At 45.5% G+C, this 17,461-nt stretch carries 14 protein-coding genes; 5 read left to right on the plus strand and 9 right to left on the minus strand.

Annotation, left to right across the window (positions count from 1 at the left end):
* Nucleotides 1-200 precede the first annotated feature (200 nt).
* Nucleotides 201-911, plus strand: coding sequence for a response regulator transcription factor (locus INR79_RS14355; RefSeq protein ID WP_004400774.1), 711 nt, complete (start codon nucleotides 201-203; stop codon nucleotides 909-911).
* A 6-nt stretch (nucleotides 912-917) separates the two neighbouring features.
* On the opposite strand, the gene INR79_RS14360 is transcribed toward INR79_RS14355, so the two are convergent.
* On the minus strand, nucleotides 918-1,847 hold the full coding sequence (locus INR79_RS14360) for an SRPBCC family protein (protein WP_223094805.1): 930 nt from the start codon (nucleotides 1,845-1,847) through the stop codon (nucleotides 918-920).
* Nucleotides 1,848-2,479: 632 nt separating this feature from the next.
* Between INR79_RS14360 and INR79_RS14365 the strand changes: the two genes are divergently transcribed.
* Nucleotides 2,480-3,673: an EAL domain-containing protein gene (locus tag INR79_RS14365; RefSeq protein WP_022551448.1), complete on the plus strand. Its 1,194-nt coding sequence runs from the start codon at nucleotides 2,480-2,482 to the stop codon at nucleotides 3,671-3,673.
* 6 nt (nucleotides 3,674-3,679) lie between these two features.
* Here INR79_RS14365 and INR79_RS14370 read toward each other — a convergent pair whose 3' ends face one another.
* The 3 genes from INR79_RS14370 to INR79_RS14380 form a co-directional block, all read right to left on the minus strand.
* Nucleotides 3,680-4,174: a GNAT family N-acetyltransferase gene (locus tag INR79_RS14370; protein ID WP_045962264.1), complete on the minus strand. Its 495-nt coding sequence runs from the start codon at nucleotides 4,172-4,174 to the stop codon at nucleotides 3,680-3,682.
* Nucleotides 4,175-4,249: 75 nt separating this feature from the next.
* Nucleotides 4,250-5,227: an ion channel gene (locus INR79_RS14375; protein ID WP_022596632.1), complete on the minus strand. Its 978-nt coding sequence runs from the start codon at nucleotides 5,225-5,227 to the stop codon at nucleotides 4,250-4,252.
* A 115-nt stretch (nucleotides 5,228-5,342) separates the two neighbouring features.
* The gene (locus INR79_RS14380; protein ID WP_223094807.1) at nucleotides 5,343-6,242 is read right to left on the minus strand and encodes a LysR family transcriptional regulator; all 900 of its coding nucleotides are present in this window, start codon (nucleotides 6,240-6,242) and stop codon (nucleotides 5,343-5,345) included.
* Nucleotides 6,243-6,375: 133 nt separating this feature from the next.
* Between INR79_RS14380 and INR79_RS14385 the strand changes: the two genes are divergently transcribed.
* Together INR79_RS14385 and INR79_RS14390 are read left to right on the plus strand one after the other, a co-directional pair.
* Complete coding sequence (locus tag INR79_RS14385; protein ID WP_410482900.1) at nucleotides 6,376-7,632, plus strand: D-amino acid dehydrogenase; 1,257 nt, start codon at nucleotides 6,376-6,378, stop codon at nucleotides 7,630-7,632.
* Nucleotides 7,633-7,910: 278 nt separating this feature from the next.
* Entirely contained in the window at nucleotides 7,911-9,455 is a 1,545-nt protein-coding gene (locus INR79_RS14390; RefSeq protein WP_022590164.1) for an alanine/glycine:cation symporter family protein, read from the plus strand.
* Nucleotides 9,456-9,507: 52 nt separating this feature from the next.
* On the opposite strand, the gene INR79_RS14395 is transcribed toward INR79_RS14390, so the two are convergent.
* From INR79_RS14395 to guaB, 3 genes are all read right to left on the minus strand, one after another.
* On the minus strand, nucleotides 9,508-10,323 hold the full coding sequence (locus tag INR79_RS14395; RefSeq protein ID WP_223094811.1) for a hypothetical protein: 816 nt from the start codon (nucleotides 10,321-10,323) through the stop codon (nucleotides 9,508-9,510).
* Between the two features lie 157 nt (nucleotides 10,324-10,480).
* Nucleotides 10,481-12,034: a glutamine-hydrolyzing GMP synthase gene (guaA, locus tag INR79_RS14400; protein ID WP_022590162.1), complete on the minus strand. Its 1,554-nt coding sequence runs from the start codon at nucleotides 12,032-12,034 to the stop codon at nucleotides 10,481-10,483.
* A gap of 86 nt (nucleotides 12,035-12,120) precedes the next feature.
* Nucleotides 12,121-13,587, minus strand: coding sequence for an IMP dehydrogenase (gene guaB, locus INR79_RS14405; RefSeq protein ID WP_004401984.1), 1,467 nt, complete (start codon nucleotides 13,585-13,587; stop codon nucleotides 12,121-12,123).
* A gap of 209 nt (nucleotides 13,588-13,796) precedes the next feature.
* On the opposite strand from guaB, the gene xseA reads away from it, so the two are divergent.
* Complete coding sequence (gene xseA, locus INR79_RS14410; protein ID WP_223094813.1) at nucleotides 13,797-15,131, plus strand: exodeoxyribonuclease VII large subunit; 1,335 nt, start codon at nucleotides 13,797-13,799, stop codon at nucleotides 15,129-15,131.
* Nucleotides 15,132-15,150: 19 nt separating this feature from the next.
* Here the strand turns inward: xseA and INR79_RS14415 are convergent, their stop codons facing one another.
* Nucleotides 15,151-15,390 (minus strand): zinc ribbon domain-containing protein, encoded by a 240-nt coding sequence (locus INR79_RS14415; RefSeq protein WP_022551457.1) that lies wholly within the window; start codon nucleotides 15,388-15,390, stop codon nucleotides 15,151-15,153.
* Between the two features lie 548 nt (nucleotides 15,391-15,938).
* A complete protein-coding gene (der, locus tag INR79_RS14420) occupies nucleotides 15,939-17,426 on the minus strand; it encodes a ribosome biogenesis GTPase Der (protein WP_004401981.1) in 1,488 nt (495 codons plus the stop codon).
* Nucleotides 17,427-17,461: the final 35 nt, after the last annotated feature.

The following is a 17,461-nucleotide window of genomic DNA, read 5'->3' on the forward strand; positions in this document are numbered from 1 at the left end:
ATGTAACACAGCAGAACTTTAGCAAAATTGAATAAAAGTGCGACATGGAACTTTACAATTGATAGTTTTTAATTCGAGCGAATTATTATAAACTATTTAAATATTTGATGGGTTGTTTCATTTTTTTAGGAAATACTCCTTATAAATATTTAACAAATAGGAACTAAACTGCATATCAACCTAGGGTTAAATTCGCTCTCATGCCTCATCGCCGTATTTTAGTTGTCGAAGATCACGCTCCAACTCGTGAATCTCTGGTTAAAGCATTACAATCTCAAGGCTACGATGTCCTCGTAAATATCACGGGAGAAGACGTCTGCCAGCAAGTGACCAATAGCCATCCACCAATCGACCTGGTTTTGTGTGATGTCGTTTTGCCTCAAGCAGATGGAACGGAAATTGCCCATACGCTTTCCCGAGAAAAATTATGCAAAGTGATTTTGGTATCCAGTAGAAAGTCTGACGAGGATCGCATTAAGGGACTTGCTCGTGGCGCAGACGACTACGTTGTTAAACCGTTGAATATGGTAGAAGTATTGCTGAGAGTGCAGGCAGTTTTACGTCGAAACGATATACCGTCCCATGAGCATGATCAGGAATCTATTTACATTCATGTGTATCCAGGGATCCGATTACACAAGGAAAATAAACTGCTACTTCACAAAGACGGACGTGAGTTCCGCCTGACGGATGCCGAAAATCAGGCGCTGCTTTTTCTGATAGGAAATGCCGGAAAAGTGTGCACCCGCCAACAACTGGTCAAGATAACAAAAAGCCAGAACTGGTCACCAACAGACCGCTCTATTGATATGCTCATTAGCCGCCTCAGAAAGAAGCTGGAAGCCAACAGTTCTCATGCCGAACTTCTGGTCACGATTCGTGGCAAGGGCTACATGCTGGCAACGCAATAACCTTCCCTACTTTTTAAACAGCAGTATCTGAGTGCGTAGCTGAGTAATTTCTACGTCGTTAGGGTTGTCGACATAAAGCTCGATCCCTAGCGGCTTGCGTTTTACTGGCACTTTATTATGCCTGGCTGCCATATTCGCCATTGACCAGGCGTTACCGAGAAAGTGGTAAGCACCGATATGCTCGACGACGTATGTGTCGCTGGCTTTTAAATGCCCACAAATAAACGGCTCGGGTACGTCAATCGGCTCGCAAATCGGGTAACAGGTATGAAAATCGAAATGCATGGTTGCCATATCCATGGAGTCATAAAGCGCAAACATAGCGCCCGATGGTTCAATGCCACGCTCGGTCATAAACTCATCCAGCTTAACGATATCATCTTGCATGGTCGGTCCCATGTCCTGCATTCCGGCATCATTTTTCAAAGCAATGTAATGAGTTTCGGGTAGGTTGCTCTCCCCTACCAGTTTCAGCTCGGAATGGACCTCTCCTGTTTCAATCTGGCTTTTTAACATCAATAAACCGCGATCGTAGTCCATCCCAATCATCGACTTAAACATGTTCTTTAAGAAAAACAAAAACCACGGGACTTTGCTTTCCATAATCCAGCTTAACTTTGCCCCGGTTTCCGTCTTTTCAGCGTTAAATTTTACCGTTGCTGTGGATTTAAAAGGGCGGAAGAAACTCAACGCCATGACCAGACTGGTCGGCGATTTTTCGGTTAGCACCATGCCACCAGCGCCGACCAGATTACCACTCCATTCATAGCCTGAATCGACTTGACCGGCTTCACCGCTATATATCAGAGGGCAGCCTCGTTCCATGATTAACCACGGAGACCATTCTGGCCAGTTTTTAAAGTCACTGATGAATTCAATGAGTGATTCTGGTGTGGTGCCGATTTCGATGTCTCGACAAACTTGGTAGCTAAGCATTGTTTTCCTCATCCTTCCCTGAATGTTGTCTGATCGCATCCTAAGATCTTTGACCCTATTTAATCTTGAACAATAAACCGTATGACTGCAACGTTACCACTCCGCAACTTGCTGACAGTTTTACATCTAATACGCCTTCGCGTGCCGTTTTCAGATTTTTGTTTTTCCAGCAGCCCTAAATACTCCATCGATTGAATAAAAAAAGAGCTCAAAAAGGAAGCCTCTCCTTGATAATTCCCTTAGTTCTACTAGGTTTTTAAAATAAGGAGAATAGACTCTGAGCTATGTAGGGTCTGTTGACCTTTCGAGATGATTTTTGCAGCAATTTGTGGGTGCTTTATACAAGGCAGCGCTTATTCGGTGTAGTGCCCTACATCAATAAGCGGTAACACAGTAGAAAGGAGCCACAAATGCTGCCCGAAGGGTTCGGTTCTATGTGCTTTACTCTTTGTTGCAAGGTATTTGCTTAGAATGACTAAGCGAAAGACCTTGCGCCGCGATTAAACCACATAGAACTCGAACAAAATTTAACCGCGAAAGGTCAACAGACCCTAATTACACAATTTATCATTGGCACCAAAAAACATAACTCAAGCCAATGAATACCTAACTCGTTGGCTAAAGGTATGTGAATGAAAGAGAAGCAAATTGTCGTGATCGACGATTCCCAAGCCATTCTTATGGTCATGAAAACCATGCTGCTGGAACTGGGATTCGCAAATGTAGTCACGTCTTCTAACCCACGAAAAGCACTCGATTTAATCAGTAACCATCCCGAAAAATACAGTGCTGTTTTCACCGATCTCAATATGCCGGATATCGACGGAATGGAAGTGATCCGCCAGTTAGGAGAAAGCAGGTTTTCCGGGGGGGTGTGCATCATTTCGGACATGGAGAAGCGCATTATTCAACTGGCGGCAGACATTGCCAGGCAGCATGAAGTCTGCCTGCTCGGCAATATCTCAAAGCCTATTGATCTCAACAGCTTAAAACGTGCTTTAGATAAACTTCAGCAAATGGAAGAGCGTAATTTCGTCCATTACAAGAAGATGTCCAGAGAGGAGTTGCGTGCCTGTCTCGATGCCCGTTTCATCACACCTTACTACCAGCCAAAAGTGAACATCTACAAACACAAAGTCGATGGGGTCGAAGTGCTGGCAAGAATCTGCAAACCAGGAGTGCCTAAAGCCATTCTTCCGGGGCAGTTTATTCCAACTGCGATGCGCTACAACATGCTCGATGAGATAACTCTCCAGATACTGGAAAAGGCGCTGGATGATTTACCTATGTTGTGTAAAGAGTTTGGTAACAACGTACGAGTGAGTGTGAATCTTTCTCCCAACCAACTGATCGATCCTAAGTACCCCGATACACTGAATGATATGGTCACGGCGCGTGGTGTTGAGAAATCTCAGATTATTCTGGAAATCACTGAAGAATTTGCATTGAAAAGCACTGAGCAGTTGGAGTCTCTCAATCGCTTCCGGATTCGTGGGTTTGGTTTGTCTCTGGATGATTTTGGAACGGGTTTTACCAACCTTCAGCAATTGCGAAACCTGCCTTTCACCGAAGTTAAAATCGACCGCAGTCTGATTACCGACATCCACTGCGATCAATTTAATCAGGTGGTGGTGAATTCGCTGGCTGACATTTCCAAGAAGCTGAACGTAACCTTGATTGCTGAAGGAATGGAGACCATCGAGGACTTGCATTATCTCGAACACAACTACCGAGACATGCACATTCAGGGATTTTTAATATGTACGCCGAAACCAGTGGACAGTTTACTGCGTTGGTACCACAGCTGGGCAAATGCCGAGCATTGATCCCCCTTAAACCACTAGTGATTCGGAGCGCATTCCCCTCATATCGCATCCGTCTTCGCTGTAAGCGGGTGTGAACACAGTAAAGCCATGCTGCTGGTAATAATCCGTGAGATAAGACTGTGCAGAAATAAACACTGGTGTAGAAAAACCATGTTCTTTCATCGCGTTCAGTGAAACACGCATCAGTTCATGTCCAACCCCTGTTCCTCGGTATGAGGCTTTCACCACCACACGCCCAATCGCGGTTTCTTTCTCACTGCCATCTAGAAAAGGAAGCACTTCAACTGGGTATCCCAACCCTTCTGGCAGCAGCCGCGCATAGGCAACCACTTCGTCTCCTTCAATACCTAAAACGTGCAACACGCCTTCCGCATGATCTTTGCCGTCTAGATCAGAATACGGTGCATTTTGCTCAACAATAAAAATGTCTACACGAAGCTTAAGCAGTTGATAGAGTTCGATATTAGTAATTTGTTCGAATGAACAGACTTTCCAGCGCATAGTGCCTCCTTATAAAACCAGAAGGACTATAGTGGGCGCTGGGTTACGACTCATTAACTATTGTTAATATGCGTTTTAACGGGTCATCTTTTTAACAAATACCACCACAAACAGTGCCATGGTAAAGCTTCCTAAGAAAGCCTCAAAGGCAGCAATAAACCTTGCGAGTCCTATGGGGGAAATGTCGCCGTACCCTAATGTTGTGAACGTCACCACACTGAAGTAAAGCGCGTTAAGGAACTCTAAAAATGTTGCTTTATAACCATGAACGTCTGGGTAGATTGGATTTGAAGCCGTCGTGCCTAAAAAGAAGTAGGCCAAGGCACACATAAAAATCAGGCAAACCGAAAACATCACCACACGTATAGGCGATTCACCATACCCGCAAAACAAATCGACGCCTTTGGAAATGATACGCTTAGAGCTGTATAACGGCATTTGATAGCGCCTGAAGATCATTTCTTTTTTGAAGAAGTGACCTGCAATTTCAAACAACCCCTCTTTTTCACACTGTTTACGGATACAGCGGGCTACCTCTTCTGCTTCCTGGCACAAATCAACCGCTTTCTTGGTGTCTTTGGCACTGATCGCATCCATGGCTTTGCGCTCTTGTTGCAATTGCTCGCCCCACTCCACGTTCTCTAACCGCGCACGGCTGAGATCGGCACCGAGCAAATTACAGTTTTCCAGTTTGGCACAGTGCAGGTTTGCGCCTGCCAACGTGCTTTTCATCAGAGATGAACCTCGAAGATCGAGTCCAAAGAAATGCGCATTACGAAGATCGGCACGATAAAAGTCGACATCCCGACACTTATACCCTTCCCTGCAGCCTCGATTGACCAGATTGATGTCTTCCAGTTTGGCTCGTGACAACTGAAACCCGTCCAGAGGTTTGCCATCTTTTGCCCACTGCTCAACCCGATCTTTAACGTCTTCATCTTTGCTTTTATCAATGTCTGGATCATGCCAATAGCACAGACCCGACTCGCCAGCAGGTTCGTCACACTGCCACCCGTCTGGACTGCAATATTTACATGTTCTTTTTTTTGTCATTGAGATACGCCTTAAAAAAGCGAGGAACCCCTGCCTCGCAAAAGAAACGAGATATGCATCACCTTTTTTAAGTGTAGGAGGGGATTTCTGAGGTCACAAAATGTGGCTGGTTAATTTATTGGGTTTCTGCCTCCTGTCTTAACCAGTGAACAAATTTATCGATAATCTCACTCTTATGATGCTGGATAAGAAAATAGCCCGCATCCACAGGCGTTTCAGTGAAAGGGCTGCACAACCTTTGGTGCTTAAAGTCTTCATCTACCAGCGAACGCCGCCCCATAGCAACCCCGACTCCTGCTTCTGCCGCTGCCATGGCCATATCTGCACGGCTAAAAAAGTGCCCTTTAAGCTCAGAGGTCTTTATCCCATTGTGTTTTAACCACATTTGCCACTCCACGTCTTTGCCAGCATCTCGCCAAGCCATTGCATCGTGAAGCAACATGACCTTCTTCCAGACGTCAGGATCATTCCCCCAGTCATACTGACGCATTAATGCCGGAGACATTACTGGCAATAGCGCTTCTCTCATCAATAATTTGGCTTTGCTATCGCTGTAAGGAATAATTCCGTAGTCAATGACCAGATCAAAATCCCCACTGTAGGCGTCAACAATGGCAGCCTCGGCATAACTCTGAATTTGAATCTCAGGATACTCGCTATAGAATTTCTGCAATCTGGGAATCAGCCATTTGTAGGCGAAAGAAGGGGTAAGCTTAAGACGGATTTCCTGTTCCAGATTGAGCTCAGTTTGAATACTTATTATGGCGTGACGAATGTGGCTTAATCCCTGTTGAACGGCTTCAAACAGAACCTGTCCATTCTCATTGAGCTCAATACCTCGCGAGTGCCTTTGAAATAAAGGTGTTCCCAAAGCATTTTCTAACAAGGAGATCTGTTGACTGACGGCTCCCGTGGTCTTGTGGAGAGCTCTGGCAGTGCGAGTAAAACTGCCCTCTCTTGCGGCAACTTCAAATGTTGATAAATGGTTTAGCACATTACTTTTCACAAGTTCCATTAGCTTTTCTCTATCAATTGCCTTTAGTTTTTCTAAAGGCTAGCTGTAATATTTATCGATTGTTAATCAGATGTAAAGAAAAGACACTATCCACCGATTCTTTGAAATGAAAACTGTGGCGGTGCAGAAGACAATGAAAGCGCTTGTGATTGGTAGTGGTGTAATTGGGTTAACCAGTGCTTGGTATTTAAGACAAGCAGGGTTTGATGTGACTGTAATAGACAGACAGGCTCAAGCAGCACTAGAAACCAGTTATGCCAATGCAGGGCAGTTGTCTTATGGGTACTCAGCGCCCTGGGCAGCGCCCGGTGTGCCCCAAAAAGCGTTGAAGTGGCTGGTTCAGACACATGCTCCTCTCAAGATTTCTCCCCCTTTGAATGCTGAAATGGTTGGCTGGAGCCTGAAAATGCTGGCTAACTGTAATACTGAAAAGTACCAGCAAAACAAATCCCGAATGCTTCGGCTGGCGAATTACAGCAAAAGTTGCCTCAGCGAGTTAAAAGACCGTCTCCCCCTGAATTTTGAAGGCAAAGAACTGGGTACGCTTCAGGTATTTCGCCACGCTTCTCAACTTGATTCCATTGGCAAAGACATGCACCTTCTGGCGCAAAGTGGTGTTGAGCATCATCTACTCAATGTGGAGCAGTGTATTCAGAAAGAACCGGGGCTCGCGGCTGTTAAAGAGAAGCTGACAGGGGGGCTGTATCTCCCCAACGATGAAACTGGTGACTGCTATCTTTTTTGCCAGCAACTGGAACAAGAATGTCGCAAAGCGGGCATTGAATTTCACTACCTCCATCAGGTTAAAAAGATAGAGCACCAAAGCGGACAGGTCACAAAAGTGGTCACGGATAAGCAGACGTTTGTTGCCGACAAATACGTTTTTGCAATGGGAAGCCACTCCGCCACTTGGTTAAAAACCCTTGGCATTAATTTGCCAGTTTACCCTGTAAAAGGCTATTCACTCACAGTACCCATTGAAGACAGTAAAAATGCGCCAACGTCCACAGTGATGGACGAGACTTACAAGGTCGCGATTACACGGTTTGAAAATCGGATTCGCGTCGCCGGTACAGCTGAACTCGCAGGCTTTAGTCAGGATCTGCCACACAAACGAACCAGAACCATAAGCAAGGTGCTGACCGATCTGTTCCCAAAGGCCAGTAATGTTTCAAAAGCAGAATACTGGACAGGGCTAAGACCCATGACCCCAGATGGCACGCCAGTTATCGGCAAAACACCGTTAAGCAATGCATACACCAATACGGGACATGGCACTTTAGGATGGACACTGGCGTGTGGGTCAGGAAAGTTACTCGCAGATATCGTGGCAGAGAAAAAAGCGGATATTCAGCATGATGATCTCTCTTACTTCAGATATGTTCAATAGTTCCGCCAAATGCGATCAAATCAGCATAAAGTCGAACAATCTTTCTTCGCCAATTACAAGATCATTATCGGTAACTTTATTTATATTAAAAATTAATTAACATCACGCTCTAATTTCGCGCAATTTTTAGCCAAAAAAACTCAAATTCCTAGCGGTACGTGCTCTACTTCACGGTAAAAACACGAACAAACCAAAAATATTAACAATCGGATTACATACGGGATTAATATGTTGTTCGCTTTTTACACAAACACAACATCAAAAATAGGGAAAGAGTCATGCAGTCACTCGTCGACTTTCTTAACGGAATAATATGGAGCCCGGCACTGATTTATTTGTGTCTGGGTGCTGGTCTGTTCTATTCCATCACTACACGCTTCGTGCAAGTACGCCATTTCGCTGAAATGTGGCGTCTTCTGTTATCAGGAAAAAGCTCTTCTAAGGGTATCTCCTCCTTCCAGGCTTTGGCCGTATCACTGTCTGGTCGTGTGGGTACTGGTAATATTGCGGGTGTTGCCGCAGCGATCGGTTTTGGTGGACCAGGTGCCGTATTCTGGATGTGGGTTGTAGCGTTCCTAGGCGCAGCAACTGCGTACGCAGAATCCACTCTGGCACAAATATACAAAGAAGAAGATGAAGGTGAGTTCCGTGGTGGACCAGCTTACTACATCGAAAAAGCGATGGGTCAGAAGTGGTACGCGTGGATTTTCGCTATCGCTACCATCTTTGCTTGTGGTGTTCTGCTTCCGGGTGTTCAGTCGAACAGTATCGGTAATGCAGTTGAAGCCGCGTTTGGCAGTGGAATGATGATTGATACGGGTCTGGGCACTTACAGTTTTGCTAAAATCTTTACCGGCACCTTCATTTCTATCATTCTGGCTTTCATCATCTTCGGTGGTGTAAAGCGTATCGCCAACTTCACTCAGGTTGTCGTGCCTTTCATGGCCTTGGCATACATCATCATTGCGTTTGTCATCATCCTTCTGAACATTGGCGAGGTACCTCGTATCTTCGCAATGATCGTAGGTGACGCATTTACTCCTATGGCTGGCTTTGGTGCCGCTATCGGTTGGGGTGTAAAACGTGGTGTGTACTCGAATGAAGCGGGTCAGGGAACAGGCCCACATGCAGCGGCAGCAGCAAGTGTCGATCACCCAGCGCAGCAAGGGTTAGTTCAGTCTTTCTCAATCTACATTGATACGCTCTTAGTATGTTCGGCAACAGCATTCATGATTCTGATCACAGGTGCATACAACGTTCACGGTGGCGCAGAAGGTCAGTTCCTGATTCAGAACCTGCCAGCGACCATTGGCGCAAATGGACCGGTATTCACCCAGATGGCAATCGAGAGCACCCTACCGGGTGTAGGTAAACTGTTCATTGCATTTGCTTTGTTCTTCTTCTCTTTCACTACGATTCTGGCTTACTACTACATAGCGGAAACCAATATCGCTTACATCCGCCGCTCATTTAAGGTCAGTGGCATGATGTTTGTGCTTAAAGTGATTCTTCTGGCTGCGGTCTTCTATGGAACAGTAAAAACAGCGAACCTTGCATGGGCAATGGGTGACGTTGGTGTTGGCTTGATGGCCTGGCTGAACATCGTGGGTATTCTTATCATCTTCTTTATGGCAAAACCTGCCTTAAAAGCGCTGAAAGATTACGAAGAACAGCAGAAGGCTGGCGTATCTGAGTACACATTCAACCCAGTAAAACTTGGCATTAAAGGCGCTGACTACTGGGAAGAGAAATACAAGCGTAAAACGGGTCAATCCCCGAAAGCTGATGAAGCAGCAGACGGTGTAGAACAACCGTCTACGTAATGGAAATTCACTAGCAAAAGGGGATGGCACTTACCATCCCCTTTTTTATTCTTTATGGGTTAGCTAGCTTCACGAGTTTCCCCACATTTTCGGGTCCTACTTTGTTAACGGATTCCAGATAGGCTTCGTCAACACATACTAGCCAGTTGTCCGTAGGCTCATGGTTATAACCGTCTGTGCGCTGAGGCGTGTTTTCCCATGTCCCTTTGAGTTTAATTTCATCTTTCCCGCCTTCGTACGAGTAGAAGTAACTGAAATCAAAGTTCAAATCAGAAGTATTACGACGAATATCACCAGACACTCCCCAAGGTGCCTGAACTTCAATGTAGTCGCCTATCGGCATGTCTTCACCAACATCGAGAACAATCGGGTCGCCAATCCAAACCTGAGCATTTTCCTGTTTTTCTTCACGAGAGACCTTCAACGTTTGGTTTATAGACTCTGGTTTTACCGCGCTTGCTTCACTCAGCAAAAACTGTAACAAGCTTGAATAGAATCGCATCTGAACTGGAGTTGGTGCATCCATCTCACCACACTGCCCATATCCATAAACCCCTGTTTGCCCGGCACCTTTGAAGAGCGTGACATTTGGCGTTTCCAGCATTTCAATGCTGCCTTCAGGGGTAGAGATAATGGCGACTGACTGATCGAGATTGTTGAGGTAAGTGACTTTACTTTGAGGTTGCCCTTCTGAATCGACTGAAAAGTTGAGCTTGGTGAACGCCCCCCAAGATTTCAGAACCTCATTTTCTTCCGTTAGGCTTTTTGTATTACTCAGTAAGTCACCGAGTGTTAAGCCGTCTTCTGCAAAACTATTAGTGCTAAAAATCAACGCACTAGCGTACATTAAGTATTTTGTTACTTTCATTTCATTACCATTGTGAGAGCAAGATAATCAATGTACCTTCGACACTTCCAACAAATCAGTAAGTCCGTGTAAGTATGGGTAATCAATATAAAAAAATGCCCTCACATTGCTGTGAGGGCATTTTCAATTCTTTATTTCACGAATGAGTAAAAAAGGATTATTCCCACTCAATCGTTGCTGGTGGCTTACCAGAAATATCGTAAACCACGCGGGAAATACCATCCACTTCGTTGATGATTCGGTTAGAAACCTTACCCAGGAAGTCGTATGGAAGGTGTGCCCAGTGTGCTGTCATAAAGTCGATGGTTTCAACGGCGCGTAGCGATACTACCCAATCGTATTTACGACCATCACCCATTACACCAACAGAACGAACTGGCAGGAATACAGTGAATGCCTGAGAAACCTTGTTGTACAGGTCGGCGTTGTGCAGTTCTTCAATAAAGATCGCGTCAGCACGACGCAGTAGATCACAGTACTCTTTCTTGATTTCACCAAGAACACGAACACCCAGACCAGGACCCGGGAACGGGTGGCGGTAAAGCATGTTGTAAGGAAGACCTAGCTCCAGACCAATCTTACGAACTTCATCTTTGAACAGCTCGCGAAGCGGTTCAACCAAGCCCATTTCCATATCATCAGGCAAGCCACCCACATTGTGGTGAGACTTGATAACGTGTGCTTTACCAGTCTTAGACGCCGCAGATTCAATAACATCTGGGTAGATTGTGCCTTGAGCCAACCATTTCGCGTTTTCAAGTTTCTTCGACTCTTCATCGAATACTTCAACGAATACGTGACCGATAGTTTTACGTTTCACTTCTGGGTCAGACTGGCCTTCCAGTGCTTTAAGGAAGCGCTCTTCTGCGTCCACGTGGACGATATTCAGACCAAACTTGTCGCCGAACATGTCCATAACTTGCTCTGCTTCGTTTAGGCGAAGCAAGCCGTTATCTACGAATACACAAGTCAGCTTGTCGCCGATAGCACGGTGAACCAGCATGGCTACTACAGATGAGTCAACACCGCCAGACAAACCTAGAATCACTTCATCGTCGCCCACTTGTTCTTTGATACGAGCAACAGCGTCTTCGATGATGGATTCAGAGGTCCACAAACGCTCACAACCACATACGCCAAGAACAAAGTTCTCTAGCATCTGTAGACCGTTTTTCGTGTGTGTCACTTCTGGGTGGAACTGAACACCGAAGTATTTCTTCTCTTCGTTCGCCATTGCAGCGTACGGGCAAGTATCTGTCTCACCGACTTTCACGAAGCCTTGTGGGATTTCTACCACTTTATCACCGTGGCTCATCCAAACATCTTGAGTTGCTTCAAGATCTTTAAAGATTGAAGATTCGCCAGAAACTTCAACTGCAGCGTAACCAAATTCACGCTCGTCAGAAGTTGATACTTTACCACCAAGCTGTTCTGCCATGGTCTGCATGCCGTAACACACACCAAGTAGAGGAACACCTGAATCGAATACGTATTGAGGAGCACGCGGAGAGTTTGCTTCCGTTACACTCTCAGGACCACCTGAAAGGATGATGCCGTCTGGGTTGAATTCGCGGATGTCCGCTTCTTCTACATCCCAGCTCCAAAGTTCACAGTAAACACCGATTTCACGAACACGACGAGCAACGAGCTGCGTGTACTGTGAGCCGAAATCCAAGATCAGAATACGTTGGTCATGAATGTTTTTAGTCATTTTCTTTTCTCAAGATAGACAGTTGAGCATTGTCAAAATACGGGGAAGAGGCAGCCAGTTTGTCGCTGCCTCAGAATTTATTTGGCTTACTGACCAGTACGGTAGTTCGGCGCTTCTTTGGTCATTTGTACATCATGCACGTGCGACTCTTTCATGCCTGCACCTGAAATACGTACAAATTCTGCTTTCGTGCGCATGTCGTTGATCGTTGCACTGCCAGTCAGACCCATGCTTGAACGCAAGCCACCCATTTGCTGGTGAACGATCTCTTTTAGGCGACCTTTGTATGCGATACGACCTTCGATACCTTCAGGTACCAACTTGTCTGCTGCGTTATCAGACTGGAAGTAACGATCAGAAGATCCTTTAGACATTGCACCCAGAGAGCCCATGCCACGGTAAGACTTGTAAGCACGACCTTGGTAAAGCTCAACTTCGCCCGGTGCTTCTTCAGTACCTGCAAACATAGAACCAACCATCACACAAGATGCACCAGCAGCAATCGCTTTACAGATGTCGCCAGAGTAACGAATACCACCGTCCGCGATGACAGGAATGCCGTATTCAGCTGCAGCATCTGCCGCATCAGAAATAGCCGTGATTTGAGGAACGCCAACACCCGTTACGATACGAGTTGTACAGATAGAACCAGGACCAATGCCCACTTTCACTGCGCTAACGCCAGCTTCAATCAGAGCTTTCGCACCTGTAGCCGTAGCAACGTTACCACCAATAATATCTAGATCAGGGTAAGCCGCGCGCGTTTCGCGAATACGGTTAAGAACACCTTCAGAGTGACCGTGAGAAGAATCGATAAGCAGAATGTCGACACCAGCTTCAACCAGAGCTTTAACACGCTCTTCGTTACCAGCGCCTGCACCTACTGCCGCACCTACACGCAGACGACCTTGATCGTCTTTACATGCGTTAGGTTTACGCTCTGCTTTGTGGAAGTCTTTTGCAGTGATCATACCTTTTAGTTGGAATTCATCATTCACAACCAGTACTTTTTCAACGCGGTGCTCTTGCATCAGTTGTTGTACTTCTTCACGAGAAGCACCTTCTTTCACCGTTGCCAGACGCGCTTTTGGCGTCATTACGTCTTCTACTTTCTTAGTTAGATCGGTAACAAAACGAACATCACGACCTGTGATGATGCCTACAAGCTCATTGTTATCAGCAACAACAGGGTAACCAGCAAAGCCGTTTTCTTCGGTAAGAGCCTTAACATCTTCGATGGTTGCTGTTGGTTTAACAGTAACAGGAGCAGTAACGACACCTGCTTCAAAAATCTTTACTAGGTGCACCTGATGAGCTTGTTGCTCAATTGACATGTTTTTGTGGATAAAGCCGATACCACCTTCTTGCGCTAGCGCGATTGCCAGGCGAGCTTCCGTTACCGTATCCATAGATGCGGAGATCATAGGAATGTTAAGAGTGATGTTTTTTGTTAGCTGAGTGCGAAGATCAGCTGTATTCGGAAGAACAGTAGAATGTGCCGGGACGAGTAGAACGTCGTCAAAAGTTAAAGCTTCTTTTGCGATTCGTAGCATTTGCAATATCTCACAACAGGGTGTTAATAGGAATAAATCCAAGCTTTATCGTTTCGCATAATAAAGTGATTTGGATTTGATATTGCAGCCGGATTATACGCACAGGGCAATCGCTTTACCACACATTTTTTTATTTTTTATTTGCATTCACCCCCTTGATATGTATTATATTGCCGCTAATTTCCATATTCACGCCTTCGAGATTAGTTGTGTCTTCTCTGACCAATAATAATATTTTCACTGTATCCCGTCTGAATTCCGAAGTTCGTTTATTACTCGAAAATGAAATGGGCATCGTCTGGCTGGTTGGCGAAATTTCTAATTTTTCTGCTCCCGTCTCCGGGCATTGGTATTTCACGTTAAAAGACGCTCGTGCACAGGTGAAATGCGCCATGTTTCGTGGCAATAATCGCCGGGTAACGTTTAAGCCACAAAACGGAAATCAGGTTTTAGTGAAAGCACGCCTTTCTCTGTACGAGCCTCGTGGCGACTACCAATTAATCATCGAAAGCATGCAGCCCGAGGGCGATGGTCGACTTCAGCAAGAATTTGAAGAGCTGAAAATGAAACTCGCGGCAGAAGGGTTATTCGCTCAAAGCTCCAAGCAACCTTTGCCAGAGAACCCAAAGCAGGTTGGTGTTATTACCTCTAAGACCGGTGCAGCACTACACGACATTCTGGACGTGTTAAAGCGCCGCGATCCTAGTCTGCCGATTGTGGTTTACCCAACGATAGTTCAGGGAGAACAAGCTGCTATATCAATTGCTCAGGCGATTGGCAGAGCCAATGAACGCAACGAGTGCGATGTACTGATTGTCGGGCGAGGCGGTGGCTCTTTGGAAGATCTGTGGTGCTTTAATAATGAAATCTTAGCACGCACAATTGCAGCCAGTCAGATTCCGATTGTTTCCGCAGTGGGTCATGAAGTGGATGTGACCATTGCCGATTTTGTTGCTGATGTTCGGGCCCCTACCCCTTCAGCCGCGGCAGAATTGGTGAGTCGGGATAACAATCACAAAGTACTTTCGCTACGCCAAAAGCAGCAAAGCCTGCATCAAAGTTTCCACCGGTTCTTATCAGAGCATAAAATGGCTCTGTCTCTGCTAGAGAGAAAGCTAGAGCGTCAACACCCTAGCTTTCAGTTGCAACAACAGAGCCAAAAGTTGGATGAATTAGAACAACGTCTGCATTCTGCTGTGATGAAAAAGCTGTCTTCGCATCAGCTTAATATAACCTCGCTAGAGCACAGACTTGCACTAAATAGCCCGGAACAAAAGCTCAATCATCTCAGTAACCGTTTATCCAATAGCAAAACCAAGCTGTTTGATGCGATGGACAGACAACTGCTTTTATCACGGCATCAGTTGTCTCTGGCAGCCGAAAAACTGGATACGGTCAGCCCGCTGGCAACGTTAAAGCGTGGATACAGCATTACACAGCTTGAGAATGGGAAAGTTGTAACAACAGATAAGAGTGTTGAAGCGGGTGATGTACTGGTCACCCGACTGGCTGAAGGTGAAATTCGTTCGATTGTATCGGAATAATATCAGTTAGTGGGCGCTTCTATAAAACGGGCTCACTCTCTAACTTGTATACAAATTTTACTCGAGATTTAGACTTTAGCTCATTGCAGCTATGACAAAAATAGCTTGCCGAACCACATGCCTGAAGCTTTTCTAAAGGCATATTACAATCTGGGCAGTTCGCCAGCTTCTGGTAGTCTTCTTCGCAAAAATCACAATGGTATAAGCCGCCATTCCACCTTAGTTCACTGTCGCATTTTTTGCAGCTATTCTCGGTCATACTAATACCTCAAAACAATTGATCCCCAGCGACCTTTCCTGCTGGGATAAATTGATAATGCGATTATCTACGCTGAGTCGCTTTGATCTGAATCACGTCTTGTTGCAAAGAAATTTTCGTGCTTCTAACTCTCTATTTTTTCTGTAATATGGATGTGACTGCACTGGTTACACCTCACATGCAGATCTTTCCCGATCTTTTGCTAGATGACATATGATCAGCGATCAGCCTCAAAAAGAACATTTATATAACCACACCCCGAAAGCATAAGTTACATGTGCTGTTTTTGGATTTTAGTTGAAATAAAAATCTACTGACAACATAAATAAACAGATTTATCCATATTTTGTATTCGATCAAAAAACAGATGACGATAGAATGTAAATGGAAATTACAACATGTGTTTTTCGACATAACTCTCTGATTTTAAATAATTCAACCAAACTTTTGTTGAAAAAAATGCCTGATCTTACTCCAAATATCTCATTCATTTTCGACAGACACAAAAAAAGCGCCTTTCAGCGCTTTCTTCTATACAGTTTTGCTTTCTACCTGTCTCGGTTCTTCATCATGGTCATTAAACGCTTGCGCTTACGCTCTTGTGAAAGAGTCAGCTTGTTGGACTTGCCCTCAAATGGGTTGTCGCTGCTCTGGAAACGAATTCGAATCGGCGTACCCATGATTTCCAACGAACGACGATAGTAATTCATCAGGTAGCGCTTGTATGAGTCCGGTAATTCATGAACTAGGTTACCGTGTACGACAACGATTGGTGGATTATAACCACCAGCGTGTGCGTATTTTAACTTCACACGACGTCCACGTACCATTGGTGGCTGGTGATCGTCTTGTGCCATCTTCATGATACGGGTCAGCACTGAAGTACCTACACGAGTCGTGGCAGATTTGTAAGCTTCTTGAACCGACTCAAACAAATGACCAACGCCAGTACCGTGCAGCGCAGAAATAAAGTGAATACGAGCAAAGTCAACAAAGCCCAGACGGCGATCGAGCTCTTTCTTAACCTGTTCTTTTACGTCGGTATCCAGACCGTCCCACTTGTTCACAGCGATAACGATCGAACGACCAGCATTCAATGCAAAGCCGAGTAAGCTTAGGTCCTGATCAGAGATATTTTCACGTGCATCAATAACTAAAAGGACAACGTTCGCATCTTCAACCGCTTTAAGCGTCTTAACCACTGAGAATTTCTCAACAGTTTCATTGATACGAGTACGACGACGTACGCCAGCAGTGTCGATAAGCACGTATTCGCGCTCATCACGCTCCATCGGGATGTAGATAGAGTCACGCGTTGTGCCTGGCATATCGTAAACGACAACACGCTCTTCACCGAGAATTCGGTTGGTTAACGTAGACTTACCAACATTTGGACGACCAATGATTGCCAACTTAATGGGCTGGTCTTGAAGACGCTTAAATTCCGCTTCCGCTTCTTCTTCGGTGTAATCCAGTTTTTCTTCTTCTGGATCTTCAAATTCTGTCAGGTCTTCTAATTCGCCTTCGGTCTTTGCGGCAAACTCTTCAGCAAATGGGTTTAGCGCACGATCAATCAGAGCCGCTACACCACGACCATGAGCCGCAGCAATTTGGTACATGTCATCAACACCCAGCTTCCAGAAATCGGCACAGGCTGAATCGGCATCAATACCGTCTACTTTGTTCACCACCAGCATGGCTGGCTTTTCAATTTTTCGAAGGTGCTGAGCAATAGCTTCATCCGCTGGTGTTAGCCCCGCGCGTCCATCCACCATAAACAGAACCACATCGGCTTCATCAATCGCAGCCAGAGACTGCTCCGCCATTTTGGTTTCTACACCTTCTTCTGTACCGTCGATACCACCAGTATCAATAACGATGAATTCGTGTTCACCCAGTTGAGCCTGACCGTATTTACGATCCCGGGTCAAACCAGGAAAGTCAGCGACCAACGCATCTCGTGTGCGAGTCAGACGGTTAAACAGCGTCGATTTCCCCACATTAGGACGCCCAACCAGAGCAACTACAGGAATCATACGTACCTCTACAATCTCTATTCTTAATGTAGCTA

It is taken from the genome of Vibrio sp. SCSIO 43132, assembly GCF_019904195.1.
Lineage (GTDB): Bacteria > Pseudomonadota > Gammaproteobacteria > Enterobacterales > Vibrionaceae > Vibrio > Vibrio nigripulchritudo.

Excerpts from the sequence above, each read along its gene's own strand:
- INR79_RS14355 (WP_004400774.1), top strand. The coding sequence starts at position 201 with ATGCCTCATCGCCGTATTTTAGTTGTCGAAGATCACGCTCCAACTCGT.
- INR79_RS14370 (WP_045962264.1), bottom strand. The coding sequence starts at position 4,174 with ATGCGCTGGAAAGTCTGTTCATTCGAACAAATTACTAATATCGAACTC.
- INR79_RS14390 (WP_022590164.1), top strand. The coding sequence starts at position 7,911 with ATGCAGTCACTCGTCGACTTTCTTAACGGAATAATATGGAGCCCGGCA.
- guaA (WP_022590162.1), bottom strand. The coding sequence starts at position 12,034 with ATGACTAAAAACATTCATGACCAACGTATTCTGATCTTGGATTTCGGC.
- INR79_RS14415 (WP_022551457.1), bottom strand. The coding sequence starts at position 15,390 with ATGACCGAGAATAGCTGCAAAAAATGCGACAGTGAACTAAGGTGGAAT.
- INR79_RS14360 (WP_223094805.1), bottom strand. The coding sequence starts at position 1,847 with ATGCTTAGCTACCAAGTTTGTCGAGACATCGAAATCGGCACCACACCA.
- INR79_RS14380 (WP_223094807.1), bottom strand. The coding sequence starts at position 6,242 with ATGGAACTTGTGAAAAGTAATGTGCTAAACCATTTATCAACATTTGAA.
- INR79_RS14395 (WP_223094811.1), bottom strand. The coding sequence starts at position 10,323 with ATGAAAGTAACAAAATACTTAATGTACGCTAGTGCGTTGATTTTTAGC.
- INR79_RS14365 (WP_022551448.1), top strand. The coding sequence starts at position 2,480 with ATGAAAGAGAAGCAAATTGTCGTGATCGACGATTCCCAAGCCATTCTT.
- INR79_RS14385 (WP_410482900.1), top strand. The coding sequence starts at position 6,376 with ATGAAAGCGCTTGTGATTGGTAGTGGTGTAATTGGGTTAACCAGTGCT.
- der (WP_004401981.1), bottom strand. The coding sequence starts at position 17,426 with ATGATTCCTGTAGTTGCTCTGGTTGGGCGTCCTAATGTGGGGAAATCG.
- guaB (WP_004401984.1), bottom strand. The coding sequence starts at position 13,587 with ATGCTACGAATCGCAAAAGAAGCTTTAACTTTTGACGACGTTCTACTC.
- INR79_RS14375 (WP_022596632.1), bottom strand. The coding sequence starts at position 5,227 with ATGACAAAAAAAAGAACATGTAAATATTGCAGTCCAGACGGGTGGCAG.